The 16,829-nt window shown below is 61.7% G+C and carries 16 protein-coding genes and 1 riboswitch; of the genes, 5 read left to right on the top strand and 11 right to left on the bottom strand.

The window, feature by feature from the left end:
* Positions 1 to 22: 22 nt before the first annotated feature.
* Both AC0Z4S_RS17720 and AC0Z4S_RS17715 read right to left on the bottom strand, forming a co-directional pair.
* Positions 23 to 1,195: a cystathionine gamma-synthase gene (locus AC0Z4S_RS17720; protein WP_485623951.1), complete on the bottom strand. Its 1,173-nt coding sequence runs from the start codon at positions 1,193 to 1,195 to the stop codon at positions 23 to 25.
* Positions 1,192 to 2,568: a pyridoxal-phosphate dependent enzyme gene (locus AC0Z4S_RS17715; RefSeq protein ID WP_485623950.1), complete on the bottom strand. Its 1,377-nt coding sequence runs from the start codon at positions 2,566 to 2,568 to the stop codon at positions 1,192 to 1,194. Before AC0Z4S_RS17715 ends, AC0Z4S_RS17720 begins: the two co-directional genes overlap by 4 nt.
* Before the next feature lie 443 nt (positions 2,569 to 3,011).
* Between AC0Z4S_RS17715 and metE the strand changes: the two genes are divergently transcribed.
* Both metE and AC0Z4S_RS17705 read left to right on the top strand, forming a co-directional pair.
* Positions 3,012 to 5,300, top strand: coding sequence for a 5-methyltetrahydropteroyltriglutamate--homocysteine S-methyltransferase (gene metE, locus AC0Z4S_RS17710; RefSeq protein ID WP_485623949.1), 2,289 nt, complete (start codon positions 3,012 to 3,014; stop codon positions 5,298 to 5,300).
* 213 nt (positions 5,301 to 5,513) lie between these two features.
* Complete coding sequence (locus AC0Z4S_RS17705; protein WP_485623948.1) at positions 5,514 to 6,065, top strand: GNAT family N-acetyltransferase; 552 nt, start codon at positions 5,514 to 5,516, stop codon at positions 6,063 to 6,065.
* Here the strand turns inward: AC0Z4S_RS17705 and AC0Z4S_RS17700 are convergent.
* From AC0Z4S_RS17700 to AC0Z4S_RS17690, 3 genes are read right to left on the bottom strand one after another with little or no spacing between them, the layout of a single operon-like run.
* Positions 6,004 to 6,768 carry an ABC transporter ATP-binding protein gene (locus tag AC0Z4S_RS17700; protein WP_253502531.1) on the bottom strand — a complete coding sequence of 255 codons (765 nt, stop codon included), beginning with the start codon at positions 6,766 to 6,768 and terminating at the stop codon, positions 6,004 to 6,006. The genes AC0Z4S_RS17705 and AC0Z4S_RS17700 overlap by 62 nt on opposite strands.
* A complete protein-coding gene (locus AC0Z4S_RS17695) occupies positions 6,765 to 7,781 on the bottom strand; it encodes a FecCD family ABC transporter permease (protein ID WP_485623947.1) in 1,017 nt (338 codons plus the stop codon). The genes AC0Z4S_RS17700 and AC0Z4S_RS17695 overlap by 4 nt, the downstream gene beginning before the upstream one ends.
* Positions 7,778 to 8,791, bottom strand: coding sequence for an ABC transporter substrate-binding protein (locus AC0Z4S_RS17690; RefSeq protein ID WP_485623945.1), 1,014 nt, complete (start codon positions 8,789 to 8,791; stop codon positions 7,778 to 7,780). Before AC0Z4S_RS17690 ends, AC0Z4S_RS17695 begins: the two co-directional genes overlap by 4 nt.
* A gap of 140 nt (positions 8,792 to 8,931) precedes the next feature.
* A riboswitch (cobalamin riboswitch) is annotated at positions 8,932 to 9,124 on the bottom strand.
* Positions 9,125 to 9,239: 115 nt separating this feature from the next.
* Between AC0Z4S_RS17690 and AC0Z4S_RS17685 the strand changes: the two genes are divergently transcribed.
* Entirely contained in the window at positions 9,240 to 9,467 is a 228-nt protein-coding gene (locus tag AC0Z4S_RS17685) for a ParD-like family protein (RefSeq protein WP_003225727.1), read from the top strand.
* Positions 9,464 to 10,255: a type I methionyl aminopeptidase gene (gene map / locus AC0Z4S_RS17680; RefSeq protein ID WP_485623944.1), complete on the top strand. Its 792-nt coding sequence runs from the start codon at positions 9,464 to 9,466 to the stop codon at positions 10,253 to 10,255. Before AC0Z4S_RS17685 ends, map begins: the two co-directional genes overlap by 4 nt.
* A gap of 128 nt (positions 10,256 to 10,383) precedes the next feature.
* Here map and AC0Z4S_RS17675 read toward each other — a convergent pair whose 3' ends face one another.
* The 5 genes from AC0Z4S_RS17675 to ribBA form a co-directional block, all read right to left on the bottom strand.
* Positions 10,384 to 11,538 (bottom strand): ABC transporter ATP-binding protein, encoded by a 1,155-nt coding sequence (locus AC0Z4S_RS17675; protein ID WP_485623942.1) that lies wholly within the window; start codon positions 11,536 to 11,538, stop codon positions 10,384 to 10,386.
* 17 nt (positions 11,539 to 11,555) lie between these two features.
* Positions 11,556 to 12,365 (bottom strand): ABC transporter permease, encoded by an 810-nt coding sequence (locus tag AC0Z4S_RS17670; protein ID WP_007918021.1) that lies wholly within the window; start codon positions 12,363 to 12,365, stop codon positions 11,556 to 11,558.
* Between the two features lie 6 nt (positions 12,366 to 12,371).
* Entirely contained in the window at positions 12,372 to 13,280 is a 909-nt protein-coding gene (locus AC0Z4S_RS17665; protein WP_485623988.1) for an ABC transporter permease, read from the bottom strand.
* Positions 13,277 to 14,302, bottom strand: coding sequence for an ABC transporter substrate-binding protein (locus AC0Z4S_RS17660; RefSeq protein WP_485623941.1), 1,026 nt, complete (start codon positions 14,300 to 14,302; stop codon positions 13,277 to 13,279). The genes AC0Z4S_RS17665 and AC0Z4S_RS17660 overlap by 4 nt, the downstream gene beginning before the upstream one ends.
* 365 nt (positions 14,303 to 14,667) lie before the next feature.
* Complete coding sequence (gene ribBA, locus AC0Z4S_RS17655) at positions 14,668 to 15,777, bottom strand: bifunctional 3,4-dihydroxy-2-butanone-4-phosphate synthase/GTP cyclohydrolase II (protein ID WP_471878674.1); 1,110 nt, start codon at positions 15,775 to 15,777, stop codon at positions 14,668 to 14,670.
* A 68-nt stretch (positions 15,778 to 15,845) separates the two neighbouring features.
* Between ribBA and AC0Z4S_RS17650 the strand changes: the two genes are divergently transcribed.
* On the top strand, positions 15,846 to 16,142 hold the full coding sequence (locus AC0Z4S_RS17650; protein ID WP_485623940.1) for a DUF1330 domain-containing protein: 297 nt from the start codon (positions 15,846 to 15,848) through the stop codon (positions 16,140 to 16,142).
* A 123-nt stretch (positions 16,143 to 16,265) separates the two neighbouring features.
* Here the strand turns inward: AC0Z4S_RS17650 and AC0Z4S_RS17645 are convergent, their stop codons facing one another.
* Positions 16,266 to 16,829, bottom strand: a complete 564-nt coding sequence (locus tag AC0Z4S_RS17645) for an NUDIX hydrolase (RefSeq protein ID WP_016775015.1) — start codon at positions 16,827 to 16,829, stop codon at positions 16,266 to 16,268.

Raw genomic sequence — 16,829 nt, 5'->3', positions numbered from 1 at the left:
GGGCCTGGTGGTTTTTGGGGTTCTAGATTTTCGCCAGTGCGTGCGCCAGGTCAGCGCGCAAATCTTCGACGTCTTCAACCCCGACCGACAGCCGCACCAGCCCATTGCCAATCCCCAGCTTCGCGCGGGTTTCCGGTGGAATCGTCGCATGCGTCATGATCGCCGGATGTTCGATCAGGCTTTCCACACCGCCCAGACTTTCCGCCAACGCAAAGATCTTCACGTTCTCGAGAAAGCGCCGTGCGCCGGCGAGATCGCTGTTCAGGTCGACGGAAATCATTCCGCCGAAACCGCGCATCTGCCGCTTGGCCAGTTCATGCTGCGGATGCGACGTCAGGCCCGGATAGTAGACGCGCTTGACCTGCGGTTGCTGCTCGAGCCACTGCGCCAGATCCAGGGCGTTGCTGCAATGGCGCTCCATGCGCAGCGCCAGGGTTTTCACCCCGCGCAAGGTCAGGAACGCATCGAACGGTCCGGAAATCGCGCCGACGGCGTTTTGCAGGAAACCGAGTTTTTCCGCCAGTTCGGCGTTCTGCCCGACCACGGCGATGCCACCAATCACGTCGGAGTGGCCGTTGAGGTATTTGGTGGTCGAGTGCAGGACGATGTCGAAACCCAACTCGAGCGGACGCTGGATGTACGGGCTGGCGAAGGTGTTGTCGGCGACGCAGATGATCCCGCGAGCGCGGCAGATGCGCGCGATTCCGGCCAGGTCCGACAGACTCAGCAGCGGATTGGTCGGGGTTTCGACCATGACCATGCGCGTGTCGTCCTGCAGCGAGGCTTCGAACGCCGACAGGTCGGCCAGATCGACGAAGCTGAAGCGATGCCCGGCGCTGCGCTGGCGGACCTTGTCGAACAGGCGGAACGTGCCGCCGTACAAGTCGTTACCGGAGACGATGTGCGAGCCGGCATCGAGTAATTCCAGCACCGTGGAAATCGCCGCCAGCCCTGAGGCGAAGGCGAATGCGCGGGTGCCGCCTTCGAGGTCGGCGACACAGCGTTCCAGGGCGAAGCGCGTCGGGTTGTGCGAGCGGCCGTAGTCGAAACCCTTGTGCACGCCGGGGCTGTCTTGCAGGTAGGTGGAGTTAGCGTAGATCGGCGGCATCAGCGCGCCGGTGGTCGGGTCCGGCTCCTGCCCGGCGTGGATCACCCGGGTGGCGAAGCCTTGGGATTTATCGTCGTGCTGACTCATGCAAGGGATCTCCGTAATTGGTTGAGCATGTCGGTGCGGGTGATCAGGCCATGGAAGCCGGAGGCGTCGGCGATGATCGCAACGAGGCCGCGGCTGAGCACCGCTTCCAGCTCGGCCAGGGTCGCAGCCGGGGCGAGGGTTTGCAGTTTGTCGGTCATCACGCTGGACACCGACTGGCTGAAGCGGGCGGCGTCTTCATGCACGCCGAGCAGGATGTCGGACTCGTCGATCACGCCCACCAGTTGCTTGCCTTCGATCAGCACCGGCAGTTGCGAAACATCCGCCAGACGCATGCGCTGGAACGCGGTGAGCAGGGTGTCGTCAGGGCCGACGCTGATCACCCGGCCGTCCTCGAAACGCCGGGCGATCAAGTCGCGCAAATCGCCGTAGCCCTTGCGTTGCAACAGGCCTTGATCGGTCATCCACTGGTCGTTGTAGACCTTCGACAGGTAACGCGTGCCGGTGTCGCAGACAAAACTGACCACGCGTTTCGGCTCGGTCTGTTCACGGCAATAACGCAGCGCGGCAGCGAACAGGGTGCCGGTCGATGAGCCACCGAGAATGCCCTCGGCCTTGAGCAACTGGCGGGCGTGATCGAAGCTTTCTGCATCGCTGATCGAATAGGCGTGACGCACGCTGGACAGGTCGGTAATCGACGGAATGAAGTCTTCGCCGATACCCTCGACCGCCCACGAACCGGGCGTCGGCAAGGTGCCGTCGCGGCTGTATTGCGCCATCACCGAGCCTATCGGATCGGCGAGGACCATTTCCAGATCCGGTTGCACGCGCTTGAAGAAACGACTCAGCCCGGTAAGCGTCCCGGCCGAACCGACACCGACGACGATGGCGTCCAGATCATGTTCGGTCTGCGCCCAGATCTCCGGCGCGGTGCTGCATTCATGGGCCAGCGGGTTGGCGGGATTATTGAACTGATCGGCGAAAAACGCCCCGGGAATATCCTTGGCCAAACGCGCGGCGACGTCCTGGTAATACTCGGGATGACCCTTGCCGACATCGGAGCGGGTGATGTGCACTTCGGCGCCCATGGCCTTCAAGTGCAGGACTTTCTCGGTGGACATCTTGTCCGGCACCACCAGCACCACGCGATAGCCTTTGGCACGGCCGACCAGTGCCAGACCCAGGCCAGTGTTGCCGGCGGTGGCCTCGACAATCGTGCCGCCCGGTTGCAGGCGGCCGTCACGTTCAGCGGCGTCGATCATCGCCAGACCGATGCGGTCCTTGATCGAGCCGCCGGGATTCTGCGATTCGAGTTTGAGAAACAGCGTGCACGGTCCGGTATCAAAACGGGTGACCTGAACCAGCGGAGTATTGCCTATCAGCCCAAGCACGGCAGGGCGTGATTCCTTCGACATTTCTTCACCTCTTTATGGTGTTGATCGCGTTCCGATCGCGGGGAAAAGACTCGCGTGCAACTTAGGCGCAGACATCTTCCCTCGCAACCTTTAATCCCTCAGAAATCCAGCCATTTGGATCTAACGATAGAACGAATTTGCCAAGCTGCCGGAACAGTTCGAACGTGTTTACAGCGAGGCGTCATCGAGTATTCAAAGGGCGTCTTCGCCGCGACAAAAGCTTGATCTGGGCGTGGCAGTTATGATCGTTCCCACGCTCTGCGTGGGAATGCCGCCGGGGACGCTCTGCGTCCCGCAGCCTGAAGATCGCAGCCTTCGGCGGCACCTGCGCGCGGAATCTTGCATGAGTAGAACTTGTGATGATCAAGAATAGATTGAGTTTGTTTCATCAAGCGCCGTTCCCGACAATGGCCGCCATCGAATAAGCACCTGGAGTTGTTCTCATGGCACTGGCCCATTCCCTTGGATTTCCGCGCATCGGTCGCGACCGCGAACTGAAGAAAGCGCAAGAGGCGTTCTGGAAAGGAGAACTGAACGAAGCGGGCCTGCGTGAGGTCGGGCGTGAGCTGCGCAAGGCCCATTGGGATCTGCAGAAAAACGCCGGCATCGACTTGCTGCCGGTCGGCGATTTCGCCTGGTACGACCAGGTGCTGACCCACTCGCTGATGTTCGGCGTGATCCCCGAGCGCTTCCGCCCGCACCACGGCAAAGCTACGCTGCAAACCCTGTTCAGCATGGCCCGGGGTGTCAGCACCGCTTGCTGCGGCGGCGCTCCCGCTCAGGAGATGACCAAGTGGTTCGACACCAACTATCACTACCTCGTGCCGGAATTCAGCGCTGATCAACAGTTCCAGCTGGGTTGGGAGCAGTTGTTTGAAGAAACCGAAGAAGCCCGTGCGCTGGGGCACAACGTCAAACCGGTGATCATCGGCCCGTTGACCTATCTGTGGCTGGGCAAAACCAAAGGCGCCGATTTCGACAAGCTCGATTTGCTCGATCGCCTGCTGCCGCTGTACGGGCAGATCTTTGCGCGGCTGGCGGCACTGGGCGTGGAGTGGGTGCAGATCGATGAGCCGATCCTGGTGCTCGATCTGCCGCAGGACTGGAAGAATGCCTTCGAGCGCGCCTACAACCAGATCCAGCGCGATCCGCTGAAAAAACTGCTCGCCACCTACTTTGGTGGCCTGGAAGAAAACCTCGGCCTGGCAGCGAACCTGCCGGTCGATGGCCTGCACATCGATCTGGTGCGCGCCCCGGATCAGTACCCGACCATTCTGGATCGCCTGCCGGCCTACAAAGTGCTGTCCCTCGGTGTGGTCAACGGTCGTAACGTCTGGCGCTGCGATCTGCAGAACGCGCTGGCGACGCTGCGTCATGCCCATGAGCGTCTGGGTGATCGTTTGTGGGTGGCGCCGTCCTGTTCGTTGCTGCACAGCCCGGTGGACCTGAGTCGTGAAGACCAGCTCGATGCCGAACTGAAAAGCTGGCTGGCGTTTGCCGTGCAGAAGTGCGAAGAGGTCGCCGTGCTCGCCCAGGCGGTCAGCGAGCCGGAAGCGCCGCAGGTGCTGCGCGCATTGGCGCAGAGCCGTGCGGTGCAGACCAGTCGCGCCGCCTCGCCGCGCATTCACAAACCGGCGGTGCAAGCACGGGTAGCGGCGATCACGGCCTACGATGCGCAACGTCAATCGCCGTTTGCCCAGCGCATTGCCAAACAGCGACGCAAGCTTGATCTGCCGCTGTTCCCGACCACCACCATTGGCTCGTTTCCGCAAACGGCGGCGATTCGTCTGGCGCGTCAGGCCTACAAGCAGGGCAAGCTCAGCGCGGCAGATTACACCGACGCCATGCACAGCGAAATCCGCCACGCGGTGGAAATTCAGGAGCGCCTCGGGCTGGATGTGCTGGTGCACGGTGAGGCTGAGCGTAACGACATGGTCGAGTATTTCGCCGAACAACTCGATGGCTACGCTTTTACCCGCTTCGGCTGGGTGCAGAGCTACGGTTCGCGTTGCGTGAAACCGGCGGTGATTTTCGGCGACCTGAGCCGCCCGCAAGCAATGACGGTCGAGTGGATCCGCTACGCCCAAAGCCTGACCGACAAGATCATGAAAGGCATGCTGACCGGTCCGGTGACCATGCTCATGTGGTCGTTCCCTCGCGAAGACGTCAGCCGTGAGGTCCAGGCACGACAACTGGCGCTGGCGATCCGTGATGAAGTCAATGATCTGGAAGCCGCCGGAATCAACATCGTGCAGATCGACGAAGCGGCGTTCCGTGAGGGCTTGCCGTTACGCCGGGCGCAGTGGCCGGCGTATCTGCACTGGGCGAGCGAAGCGTTCCGCCTGTGCGCCTCCGGCGTGCGCGACGAGACGCAGATCCATACGCACATGTGCTACAGCGAGTTCAACGATGTGATCGAGTCGATCGCGGCGATGGACGCCGATGTCATCACCATCGAAACCTCACGGTCGGACATGGAACTGCTCGAGGCATTTGAAGCGTTCGCCTACCCGAACGACATCGGCCCGGGCGTGTACGACATTCACTCGCCACGCATTCCAGATGTGGCGGAGATGGTCGGGCTGCTGCGCAAAGCTGCCCGGCGCATTCCGGCTGAGCGTCTGTGGGTCAATCCGGATTGCGGCCTGAAAACCCGTGCCTGGCCAGAAACCGAAGCGGCGTTGGTGCACATGGTCACAGCCGCGCGGCAACTGCGCAAAGAGTGGGCCTGATTTTACGGTCTTGAAATACATAACCCCTGTGGGAGCGAGCCTGCTCGCGAAAGCGGTGTGTCAATCGACATCAATGTCGAATGACCTGACGCCTTCGCGAGCAGGCTCGCTCCCACAGGTTCTTGTACATGATTCGAGGGCAGGTTTGCCCATGGCATCTTGAAAGGGCAATTGTTACCGTGACCCACCGCAACCCAGGTACCTCCCGCACCCATGGACCCGCAGCCAGTCATTCAAGCCGCCTCTGAAGCCGACATCCCGGCCATCCTCGATTTCACCCTCAAGGCCCGCGCCGAGCTGTTTCCCAAACTCAGCGCCTCCGGCACGCCTGACGATCTGGCGCGTTTCGCCGAGGTTTATCTGCACGGCGCAGGCTGCTTTCTGATCGCTCGTCATGCAGGGCAGATCGTCGCCTCGATCGGTTATTTGCCCTACGACCGACGCTTCCCGGAACTCGCCTATCCCACCCTGAAAGTGGTGGAAGTCGTGCGCCTGTTCGTCCTGCCTTCTCAGCGCCGCTCGGGTCTTGCAGGCGCGCTGTATCGAGCGTTGAAGGAACACGCGCTGGCCAACGGCGTGGAGCTGATCTACCTGCACACCCATCCGTTTCTGCCGGGCGCCATCGAGTTCTGGCAGCGCCAGGGTTTCGCCATTGTTCAGGTCGATAAGGACCCGGTCTGGCAGACCACGCACATGCAATCGTTCATGAATGAAAACGCAATATCTGCGCACCATCGAACGGATCCGTCAGATAGTGCGCCCTGACCCCGAAGGTCGTTTGTAAGCGCTCCGGCGTCAGCACTTGCAGCGGCTCGCCCAATGCCACCAGCCGCCCGCGTTCCAGCACCGCCAGGCGATCGCACTTGAGTGCCTGATTGAGGTCGTGCAGGGCGATCAGCGTAGTCACCGGCAGTGCGCGCACCACTTGCAGAATGCTCAATTGATGCTGGATGTCGAGGTGGTTGGCCGGTTCGTCGAGCAGCAGAATCTGCGGGCGCTGCGCCAAGGCGCGGGCGATGTGCACGCGCTGGCGTTCACCGCCGGAGAGGCTGCGCCAGAGGCGGTTGCGCAGATGCACGGCGTCGACGTCGACCAGCGCTTGCTCGACGATGGCGTCATCGGCCGGCGACCACGGTTGCAGCGCCGACAACCACGGCGTGCGCCCGAGCGCCACGGCGTCGAACACGCGGATGCCATCGTCGGTATCGGCCTGCTGTTCAACCACGGCGAGCGTTTGCGCGATGCTGCGCCGGGACAATTTGCAAAGCGCCTGGCCGTCGAGCTGCACTTGGCCTGTGCTCGGTTCACGCAGGCCGGCGAGCAGTTTCAGCAAAGTGGATTTGCCGGAGCCGTTCGGGCCAACGATACCGAGGGTTTCGCCGCGCTGCACATCGAGACTGACATCATTGAGCAACTCGGCACCACGCACCTTGAAGCCCACACCAGCACAACTCAGAACCGGGTTCATCGCGCCGATCTCCGACCCACCAGAATCAGCGCGAACACCGGTGCGCCGACCAGCGCGGTGATCACGCCGACCGGAATCACCTGACCCTTGATCAGGGTGCGCGACAGCACATCGGCGGCAATCAGAAACACCGCGCCGCCCAGCGCACTGGCCGGCAGCAGGCGCGCATGACCTGTGCCGAGCAACAACCGCGCGGCGTGAGGAATCACCAGGCCGACGAAACCGATCGAGCCGACGATCGACACCATCACCGCCGTGACCAGCGCGGCGCAGCCAATCAATAGAATCTGCACACGGCGTACCGGAATGCCGAGAGAGGCCGCCGAATCCGCGCCAAAGGTGAACGCATCCAGCGCCCGGCGATGCCACAGGCACACCACCAGACCCAGCAGCGCTACCGGCACCGCCAGCCACACCGACGGCCAGCGCACACCACCGAGATTGCCCAACAGCCAGAACATGATGCCGCGCGCCTGTTCCGAACTGGCCGAGCGGGTGATCAGAAAAGCGGTGAGGGCGTTGAACAGCTGCGAGCCGGCGATCCCGGCAAGAATGATCTGCCCGGTGCCGCTCGCCGAGCCGCTGACCCGCGCCAACAGAATCACCAGTACGAATGCAGTCACCGCACCGGCAAAGGCACCGGCCGACAGCGAGATCGCTCCGGCGCCGACGCCGAGCAGGGCGACCATCACCGCGCCGGTCGAGGCTCCCGCGGAAATCCCCAGCAGATACGGATCGGCCAACGGATTGCGCAGCAGCGATTGCAGGATTACCCCGCACGTCGCCAAGCCGGCACCACAGGCCGCCGCGACCAGCGCGCGGGTCAGGCGATAGTTCCAGACGATGCCTTCGTCGATCGGGTCGAGCACATAACCGCCACCCCAGAGCTTGTTCGCCAGCACCTGCAACACCACGCTCGGCTCGATTGAAGTCTCACCAATGGCCACGCCGCCGAGCAGCGCGGCCGACAGCGTCAACAGAACCAGCAGGGCACGGATCAGGCGTCTGCTCATTGCGACAGGTCGTAGCCGTTGATGGCGCTAGCCAGTTGCGCGAGGCCATCGAAGGTGCGCAGGCTGGCCTGCATGGCCATGGCGTCGAGGATGATGATGCGGTTGTGCTTGACCGCGTCCATGTTGCGCGTCACCGGATCACTGCGCAGGAATGCGAGTTTCTTCTGATAATCGTCCGCCGGGAAACGCCGGCGATCCATGCGCGCGATGACCAGGAACGTCGGGTTGGCCTTGGCGATGGTTTCCCAACCAACGGTCGGCCATTCTTCATCCGACTCGACGATGTTGCGCACGCCGAGGGTGCTGAGCATGAAATCGGGAACACCTTTGTGCCCGGCCACGAACGGCTCGATGTCCATCTCGGCGCTGGAGAACCACACCAGGGCGCTGACGTCTTTGCGCTGCTGGTTTTTCGCGGTGGCGATCGATTGCGCGAGGCTGGCCTTGAGCTGCTCATTGAGCTGTTCGCCACGCACCTGCACGTCGAAAATCGCCGCCAGTTGGCTTACGCCTTTGTAGATGCTGTCGATGCGAAACGGCGCCAGCCGCGTGCCGTCCGCACCGACGAGGTTATCCTTGGCTTCGCAATCGGAGGGCAGCAGGTAGGTCGGAATCTTCAGTTCATGGAACTGCTCGCGGGTGCCGACCGCGCCTTGCGGGCCGACCATCCATTCCAGCTCGACGGCAACCAGCTCCGGGCGTTTGCCGATCACCGCTTCGAAACTCGGCTCGTTATCGGCGAGGCGCTCGATCGTATTGTTTTGCGCTTTGTATGTGCCCAGCACGTCGTTGAACCACAGCGAAGTGCCGACGACCTTGTCGCCCAGACCCAAGGCGTAGAGCATCTCGGTGCCGGCCTGGCCGATAGTTACCGTGCGAGTGGGTGCGTGTTGAAAGGTCAGGCTGCTGCCGCAGTTTTCCACGGTGAGCGGATACGCGGTCGGCGCCGCTTGCGCGAGGGCGCAAAGGCTCAGACCGGTGAGCAGGGTGGCAACGCGGGGCAGCAGCATGGGGCAGTCTCCAGGGGAACCGTACGGGAGCGGGCGGGTACGGTCTGGAAACACACCTCGGGCGCGGTCGTGGAAATTGCGCAAGGCCGGCACGGGGAAAATGCGCACGGCACGATGTCCTTCCCGGACACCCCGCCGGTTAGTCAGTCACTGTGCCGGCAGGTCTCCTGACTGATGCGTCATCGCCATGCTCCAGCCTTCCCGGGGTTAACCAGTGGCAGTCGAGGAGCAGGCTCGGCACCTACAGTTGCGGGGGCAGTTCCGATTGATGCTGTGCAAGCATTTCGGATTCCCTGTTAATTCCGTGTGGAAACCGGCGCGGGCATGTTAGTCGATCAGGCCGCTGAAGGGGAGCCGAATCTGCCGTGTTTCCATGGCGGAGCGTTTGCAATCGTGGGCAATGTTTGGCTAGTATACGAACCATATACATATCGTATTGGATTCATATATGGGCATCGTAAAGATTTCAGAGGACATGCACGAAAATCTGCGCATCTCCAGCAACGCACTCAGTCGCTCGATCAACGCGCAGGCCGAGCACTGGATGCGCATCGGCATGCTCGCCGAACTGCACCCCAACCTCGACCACAGCGCCATTTGCCGCCTGCTGATCCGCGCCGAACAGAACGGCGGACTGGATCTGCATCAACTGACCCAGGAAGCCGTCAGCGCATGAGAAACCAGATCAGGATCAACACCCCGGCCGACATCGAAAAATCCCGCGCCGCCGGCAAACTGGCTGCCGAAGTGCTGGCAATGCTGGTGCCGCATGTGAAGGCTGGCGTGACCACCGATGAGCTCGACCGACTATGCAACGATTACATCGTCAATGTGCAGAAGGCGGTGCCGGCCAACGTCGGTTATCACGGTTTCCCGAAAACCGTCTGTGCATCGGTCAACGATGTGGTGTGTCACGGGATTCCGTCGGGCTCGCCGTTGAAGGACGGCGACATCGTCAACCTCGACATCGCCGTGATCAAGGACGGCTGGTTCGGTGATACCAGCCGTATGTACGTGGTGGGTGAGGCGACCGCCGAAGCGCAGCACCTGATCAAGACCACCTACGAGGCGATGTGCGCGGGGATTCGTGCGGTGAAACCGGGCGCGACGCTGGGCGATATCGGTCACGCGATCCAGCGCCTGGCGGAGGCGGAGGGCTTCAGCGTGGTCCGCGAGTATTGCGGTCACGGCATCGGCAAGGTCTATCACGATGAACCGCAAATCCTGCATTACGGCTTTCCCGGTCAGGGACTGAAGCTCAAGGCCGGGATGATTTTCACCGTGGAACCGATGCTCAATGCCGGCAAGCGCCATGTGAAGAACATGCCGGATGGCTGGACCGTGCTGACCAAGGACGGCTCATTGTCGGCGCAGTGGGAGCATATGGTCGCGGTGACGGAGAGCGGGTTTGAAGTGCTGACGGCTTGGCCGGATGAGATTGAAGGGTATTCCCCGATCAATTGAACAATCCCGAACCTGTGGGAGCGAGCCTGCTCGCGAATGCGGTGTGTCAGTCACCATTAATGTTGAATGACACACCGCATTCGCGAGCAGGCTCGCTCCCACAGGGGAATTTCAGTGGATTGAAAATTTTAGTGAGCCCCGGCAGCCTTGTTCAAATCGCTCTCAGCCCACTCGGTATAAACACAGGCATCCGCCGTCGCCCAGCGCACTCGCACCGGTTCGCCAGCCTTGAGCGGCATGCCCGCTGCCGACAGGGCTTTCACCGTCATCGACGTCCCGCCCGCCGTCACCACGCTGCACGTCTGGCTCTCACCGAGAAACAGCACCTCTACAACGTTCGCCGAAACCTCATTCCAGCCTGCCGCCAGCGGCTCATCCAGCGCTTGCTGCGTGCTCAGCGCCAAGGCCTTTTCCGGCCGCACCATCAGCAGCACATCCTGATCAGTGTGCAACCCGGACGTCAGCCGAATCGACAATGATTGCCCCTCGAAACTCGCTGCCGCATTACCTTGGGCCTTGAGCTTGAGGAAGTTCGAATTGCCCAGAAACGACGCGACAAACGCATTCGGCGGATTCTGATAGAGGTCATAACCACTGCCCAGACCGACGATCTTGCCGTGGCTGAAAATCGCAATGCGCTGCGACAGACGCATGGCTTCTTCCTGGTCGTGGGTCACGTAAACGATGGTGATGCCCAGGCGCCGGTGCAATTGGCGCAATTCATCCTGCAAGTCCTCGCGCAGCTTCTTGTCCAGCGCGCCCAACGGTTCATCCATCAGCAGAATGCGCGGCTCGTACACCAGCGCCCGGGCGATGGCGACACGCTGTTGCTGACCACCGGACAGTTGCGAAGGGCGGCGATGGGCGAACTGTTCGAGCTGCACCAGTTTCAACATTGCATCGACGCGTTTTTCGCGCTCGGCCGCAGCCAGTTTGCGAATCGCCAAAGGGAAGGCGATGTTGTCGCGCACCGACAGATGCGGGAACAGTGAATAGCGCTGGAAGACCATGCCGATGTCGCGCTTGTGCGGCGGCACATTGACCAACGACTGGCCATTGACGAGGATCTCGCCGCTGCTCGGTGTTTCAAAGCCGGCGAGCATCGACAGCGTCGTGCTTTTTCCCGAGCCGCTGGAGCCGAGGAAGGTGAGGAATTCACCGTCCTTGATGTCCAGCGAGATATTGTCGACGGCCGCAAAATCGCCGTAGTGCTTGTTCAGGTTGCGCAGGCTGACCAGGGGTTTGTCGTTCTGCTGGGATGCGTTTTTGATCACGGCACTCATGTCGTACTCCTGGGCGCTCAGGCGCTGATTTCGTTGCGCCGGCGCAGGGCGGCGGCGATCACCATGACCAATACCGACAGGCCGATCAGCAGCGTCGAAGCGACGGCGATCACCGGGGTCAGGTCCTGGCGCAGGGTGGTCCACATTTTCACGGGAAGGGTTTGCAGGGTCGGGCTGGCCATCATCACGCTGAGCACCACTTCGTCCCACGAAACGAGAAAGGCGAAGAGGGCGCCGGCGACCATGCCCGGGCGAATCGCCGGGAACGTCACCTTGAACACCGCCTGCAAGCGCGAGGCACCGCAAATCACCGCGGCGTCTTCAATCGACTGATCGAACAGCTTCAGCGAGTTGATGATCGAAATGATGGTGAACGGCAGCGCGACGATCACATGGCTGACGACGAAAGCGAACATGGTCCCGGTGTAGCCGAGCTTGAGAAACAGCGCGTACACCGCCACAGCAATGATCACCAGTGGCACGATCATCGGCAGGGTGAACAGGCCGTAGAGCATCTCGCGGCCGGGGAAGCGTCCGCGCACCAGCGCAAACGCCGTCGGCAAACCCAGGGCCACGGCACAAATGGTGGTCAGCACGGCAACCTTGAGGCTGGCGGCAGCGGCGTTCATCCAGTCGGGGTTGGAGAAGAACTGGCCGTACCATTTCAGTGTCCAGCCCGGCGGCGGGAACACCAGCCACTGCGAGGAGCCGAACGACAGCAGCACGATGAACACGATCGGCAGCAGCAGGAACAGACCGATCAGCCCGGTGGTTGCATACAAGCCGAAGCGCATGCGCCGGCTCATGGCATTGGGAGTCAGGAGCATGTCGGCTTACCTCGCGTTACTGGCGCCAACCGGAGATTCCGGCTGAAGCTTCAGGTAGAAGTAGAACAGCACCAGGGTGATGGCGATCAGCAACGCAGCGCCGGCACTGGCCAGGCCCCAGTTGAGGAAAGATTGCACCTGCTGAATGATGAACTCCGGCAGCATCATGTTCTGCGCCCCGCCGAGCAGCGCCGGGGTGACGTAGTAACCGAGCGACATCACGAACACCATCAAACCGCCGGACGCCAGACCCGGCCGGCACAGCGGCAGGAACACCCGGAAGAAGTTGGTCCACGGACTGGCGCCGCAGATAGAGCCGGCCTGCAGGATCATCGGGTCGATGGCCTGCATGGTCGCCTGCAGCGGCAGCACGATGAACGGGATCATGATGTAGCTCATGCCGATCACCACGCCGGTCAGGTTGTGCACCATTTCCAGCGGCTGATCGATGATGCCCATGGCCAACAGCGCCTTGTTGATCACCCCCGAGGCTTGCAACAGCACCAGCCACGAATAGGTGCGCGCGAGCAGGCTGGTCCACATCGACAGCAGCACGATGTTGAGGATCCAGCGCCCCCAGCCGCGCGGCACCAGGGTGATCGCCCAGGCCAGCGGAAAGCCCAGCAGCACGCTGAACAGCGTCACCAGTCCGGCCACCGAAAAAGTGTTGAGCAGCACTCGCGCATAGGCCGAGTTGGCGAACAACTGTTCGTAGTTGCCCAGGCCAGGCACAGGTTCCAGCACACCGCGCAACAGCAGGCCGATCAACGGCGCGAGAAAGAACAGGCCGAGGAACAACAGCGCCGGGACGAGGTTGCCGGCGCCGCGCCAGCGTTGCTTGAAGGCCGAGCCGGAAGCGCCAGCGGCGCTCCCGGTGGCAGTGGAGGGACGGGGCGCAGTGGCCGCGATTTTCATTTGACCAGCCATTCGTTCCACCGTGTCGCGATAGCCGGACCGTTCTTGGCCCAGTAAGCGAAATCAAGGGTGATCTGTTCCTTGGCGTAGGCTGTCGGCAGGTTGGGCGCCAGCGTCGAATCCAGACGCTCCACACTGTCGAGGTTGACCGGGGCGTAGGCGGTCAGATTAGAGAAATCGGCCTGGCCCTTGGCGCTGCTGGCGTTGGCGAGGAATTTCATCGCCGCGTCCTTGTTCTTCGAGCCTTTGGGGATGACCAGAATGTCGGCCATGACCAGGTTCTGCTTCCAGCTCACGCCAACCGGTGCGCCGTCTTCTTGCAAAGCGTGGACGCGACCGTTCCAGAACTGGCCCATGCTCGCTTCGCCGGACGCCAGCAATTGCTGCGACTGCGCGCCGCCGCCCCACCAGACGATGTCTTTCTTGATGGTGTCGAGTTTTTTGAAGGCGCGGTCGAGGTCGAGCGGGTAGAGCTTGTCAGCCGTGACGCCGTCGGCCAGCAGCGCCAGTTCGAGCACGCCGGGGCTTGGCCATTTGTACAGAGCGCGTTTGCCCGGGTAGGTCTTGGTGTCGAACAGCGCGCTCCAGTCCTGCGGCTTGTTGGCGCCGAGCTTGCCTTCGTTGTAGCCGAGGACAAACGAGAAGAAGAACGAACCGACGCCGTGATCGCTGACGAAGCGCGGGTCGATCCTGTCGCGCTGGATGACTTTGAAATCGAGGGGTTCGAGCAGGCCTTCGGCAGCGGCGCGCAGGGCGAAATCGGCTTCGACATCGACCACATCCCATTGCACGTTGCCGCTCTCGACCATGGCCTTGAGTTTGCCGTAGTCGGTCGGCCCGTCCTGGACGACGGTGATGCCGCTGGCCTTGCTGAACGGATCGGCCCAGGCCTGTTTCTGCGCATCCTGGGTGCTACCGCCCCAGCTGACAAAATTCACGCTTTCGGCGGCCATTGCAGCCTGGCCGGTAACGCTGAGCAGTCCCGCGAAAAAGATCGCGGTCGCAGCTTTGTTCAACACCATGTTCACGCCCTCATTGTTGTGTTTTTGAGCGGGCCTTGCGTTGTTGCCCGCCTGTCGGGAGCAGTAGCTGGACGGTTTTTCAGGTCGTCCGGTCTATGGAATATCATATTATGGTATTCCAAACTTTGTGCAAGCACTTTGCCTTACCGGTTATCTGGCCGGGCGGTTTTTTCAATGGATTCGGCTTGGGATCTTTGTGGATGTCAGATCCCAGCCCCTCACCCCAGCCCTCTCCCGAGGGAGAGGGGGCCGATTGGGGGCTTTTCAAAATTGAGTTCGACTCGGTATCTCAGGTCAATGTATAGCGGGCAGACAACTCGGTCGGCTCCCTCTCCCTCCGGGAGAGGGCTGGGGTGAGGGTGGCGTCATTCAGTGAACGGAATACTCTCAACCACCTCCAGGTCATACCCGGTCAACCCCGCATATTTCAGCGGTGGCCCGAGGTGCCGCAGCTTGCCAACCCCCAGATTCTGCAGAATCTGCGCCCCGGTCCCGACTTCGGAATAGATCCGCGACTGCGAACGGCTGAACTGCCTCGGCGGCTGTGTCAGTTGCGGCACGCGCTCCAGCAGCGCCTGCGACGATTCATGGTTGGCCAGCACCACTACAACCCCATGACCTTCAGCCGCGACCCGTTGCAGCGCCGCCCACAGCGTCCAGTTCGTCGGTCCGCTGTACTCGGCGCCGACCAGATCGCGCAGCGGATCGATCACGTGCACGCGCACCAGCGTTGGCTCTTCACGGCGCAGGTCGCCCATGACCATCGCCATGTGCACGCCGCCTTCAATGCGGTCTTCGAAAGTGATCAAACGGAACGTGCCATGCACCGTCGGCAGTTCACGTTCGCCGATGCGTTCGATGGTGTGCTCGGTGCTCAGGCGATAGTGGATCAGGTCGGCGATGGTGCCGATCCTGATCCCGTGTTTGCGTGCGAACTGCTCCAGATCCGGGCGGCGGGCCATGGTGCCGTCGTCGTTCATCACTTCGACGATCACCGAGGCCGGGGTGAAACCGGCCAGCCGCGCCAGATCGCAGCCGGCCTCGGTATGCCCGGCGCGGGTCAGCACGCCACCTTCCTTGGCGCGCAACGGGAAGATGTGACCGGGCTGCACCAGGTCTTCGGCGCGGGCATTCGGCGCGACGGCGGCGGCAACGGTGCAGGCACGATCCGCCGCAGAGATGCCGGTGGTTACGCCAACCGCCGCTTCGATCGACACGGTAAACGCAGTGCTGAACACGCTGCCGTTGGCGGGTACCATTTGCTCCAGGCCCAGACGCTGGCAATGTTCGTCGGTGAGGGTCAGGCAGATCAGCCCGCGCGCTTCGCGGGCCATGAAGCTGATCGCCTCCGGCGTGCAACGATCGGCGGCCAGCAGCAGGTCGCCTTCATTCTCGCGGTCTTCGTCATCGACCAGCAGGACCATTTTGCCGAGGCGATAATCTTCGATGATTTCTTCGATGCTGTTGAAGGCCATGCTGGACTCTCAGGGTTCGTTGGAAATATATTGGTATACCATAATACAAAATCAACAAAGAGGTCACTATGAAGGCGTACTGGATTGCACACGTGGATATAACCGATGCCGAGCACTACAGCCAATACACCCAGCGCACCCCGCAGGCGATAGCCGCATTCGGCGGCAAGTTTCTCGCCAGAGGCGGGCGCAGCGAAGCGCTGGAAGGGCGGCAGACGCCGCAGCGCACGGTGATCATCGAGTTCGAGAGCTACGAACAGGCCGTGGCGTGCTACCGCTCGGCGGCGTATCAGGAAGCGAAGAGTTACCGCGAGGAATGGGCGAGGGCGGAGATCATCATCGTTGAAGGCATTGCCCCGAACTAGGAAAAACCGCTAGCCCCATGTAGGAGCTGCCGAAGGCTGCGATCTTTTGATTTTGCTTTTAAAGTCAAAGTCAAAAGATCGCAGCCTTCGGCAGCTCCTACAAGGGTAGTGCAATGATGGAAATCAGCGCATGAAATGGATTTTGCCGCTGTCGTCATTACCCATGTAAATCCCGTACACCCCGGCCTGGCGCTCTTCGATATAGCGCTCGAGAATCTGCCGGATCGCCGGGTAGTAGATCTGCTCCCAGGGAATCTCTTCCGGGGCAAAGAACTTGTAATCCATGGTCTCCGGCCCGTACTGCCCGGTGATCTCCAGGGCGATGGCGCGGAAGATGATGTACACCTCGCTGATCTTCGGCACGCTGAAGATCGAATACGGCGAGACGATTTCCGCGCGCACGCCGCTTTCTTCCCAGACTTCACGCAGCGCCGCCTGCTCGGTGGTCTCAAAGCTTTCCATGAAGCCGGCCGGCAGCGTCCAGGTGCCCGGGCGCGGGGGGATCGCACGTTGGCACAAGAGGTATTTGCCGTCCTGCTCGATGATGCAGCCGGCAATGATCTTCGGATTGACGTAGTGGATATAACCGCAGCCGCGGCACATCAGGCGCTCGTGCGTATCGCCCGGCGGCGTCTGCTGACCGAGGTCAGGGCCACCGCATTTCGGGCAAAAGCTCGGGCTGAACAT

This window comes from Pseudomonas sp. 1L-B-1-E-C1 (assembly GCF_057291835.1).
Note: the sequence above shows the minus strand (reverse complement) of the source record. Positions and strands in the feature narration are given on the sequence as shown.

Excerpts from the sequence above, each read along its gene's own strand:
- AC0Z4S_RS17685 (WP_003225727.1), top strand. The coding sequence starts at position 9,240 with ATGGGCATCGTAAAGATTTCAGAGGACATGCACGAAAATCTGCGCATC.
- AC0Z4S_RS17650 (WP_485623940.1), top strand. The coding sequence starts at position 15,846 with ATGAAGGCGTACTGGATTGCACACGTGGATATAACCGATGCCGAGCAC.
- map (WP_485623944.1), top strand. The coding sequence starts at position 9,464 with ATGAGAAACCAGATCAGGATCAACACCCCGGCCGACATCGAAAAATCC.
- AC0Z4S_RS17700 (WP_253502531.1), bottom strand. The coding sequence starts at position 6,768 with ATGAACCCGGTTCTGAGTTGTGCTGGTGTGGGCTTCAAGGTGCGTGGT.
- AC0Z4S_RS17705 (WP_485623948.1), top strand. The coding sequence starts at position 5,514 with ATGGACCCGCAGCCAGTCATTCAAGCCGCCTCTGAAGCCGACATCCCG.
- AC0Z4S_RS17695 (WP_485623947.1), bottom strand. The coding sequence starts at position 7,781 with ATGAGCAGACGCCTGATCCGTGCCCTGCTGGTTCTGTTGACGCTGTCG.
- AC0Z4S_RS17715 (WP_485623950.1), bottom strand. The coding sequence starts at position 2,568 with ATGTCGAAGGAATCACGCCCTGCCGTGCTTGGGCTGATAGGCAATACT.
- AC0Z4S_RS17690 (WP_485623945.1), bottom strand. The coding sequence starts at position 8,791 with ATGCTGCTGCCCCGCGTTGCCACCCTGCTCACCGGTCTGAGCCTTTGC.
- metE (WP_485623949.1), top strand. The coding sequence starts at position 3,012 with ATGGCACTGGCCCATTCCCTTGGATTTCCGCGCATCGGTCGCGACCGC.
- AC0Z4S_RS17670 (WP_007918021.1), bottom strand. The coding sequence starts at position 12,365 with ATGCTCCTGACTCCCAATGCCATGAGCCGGCGCATGCGCTTCGGCTTG.
- AC0Z4S_RS17660 (WP_485623941.1), bottom strand. The coding sequence starts at position 14,302 with ATGGTGTTGAACAAAGCTGCGACCGCGATCTTTTTCGCGGGACTGCTC.
- ribBA (WP_471878674.1), bottom strand. The coding sequence starts at position 15,777 with ATGGCCTTCAACAGCATCGAAGAAATCATCGAAGATTATCGCCTCGGC.
- AC0Z4S_RS17720 (WP_485623951.1), bottom strand. The coding sequence starts at position 1,195 with ATGAGTCAGCACGACGATAAATCCCAAGGCTTCGCCACCCGGGTGATC.
- AC0Z4S_RS17675 (WP_485623942.1), bottom strand. The coding sequence starts at position 11,538 with ATGAGTGCCGTGATCAAAAACGCATCCCAGCAGAACGACAAACCCCTG.
- AC0Z4S_RS17645 (WP_016775015.1), bottom strand. The coding sequence starts at position 16,829 with ATGTTCAGCCCGAGCTTTTGCCCGAAATGCGGTGGCCCTGACCTCGGT.
- AC0Z4S_RS17665 (WP_485623988.1), bottom strand. The coding sequence starts at position 13,280 with ATGAAAATCGCGGCCACTGCGCCCCGTCCCTCCACTGCCACCGGGAGC.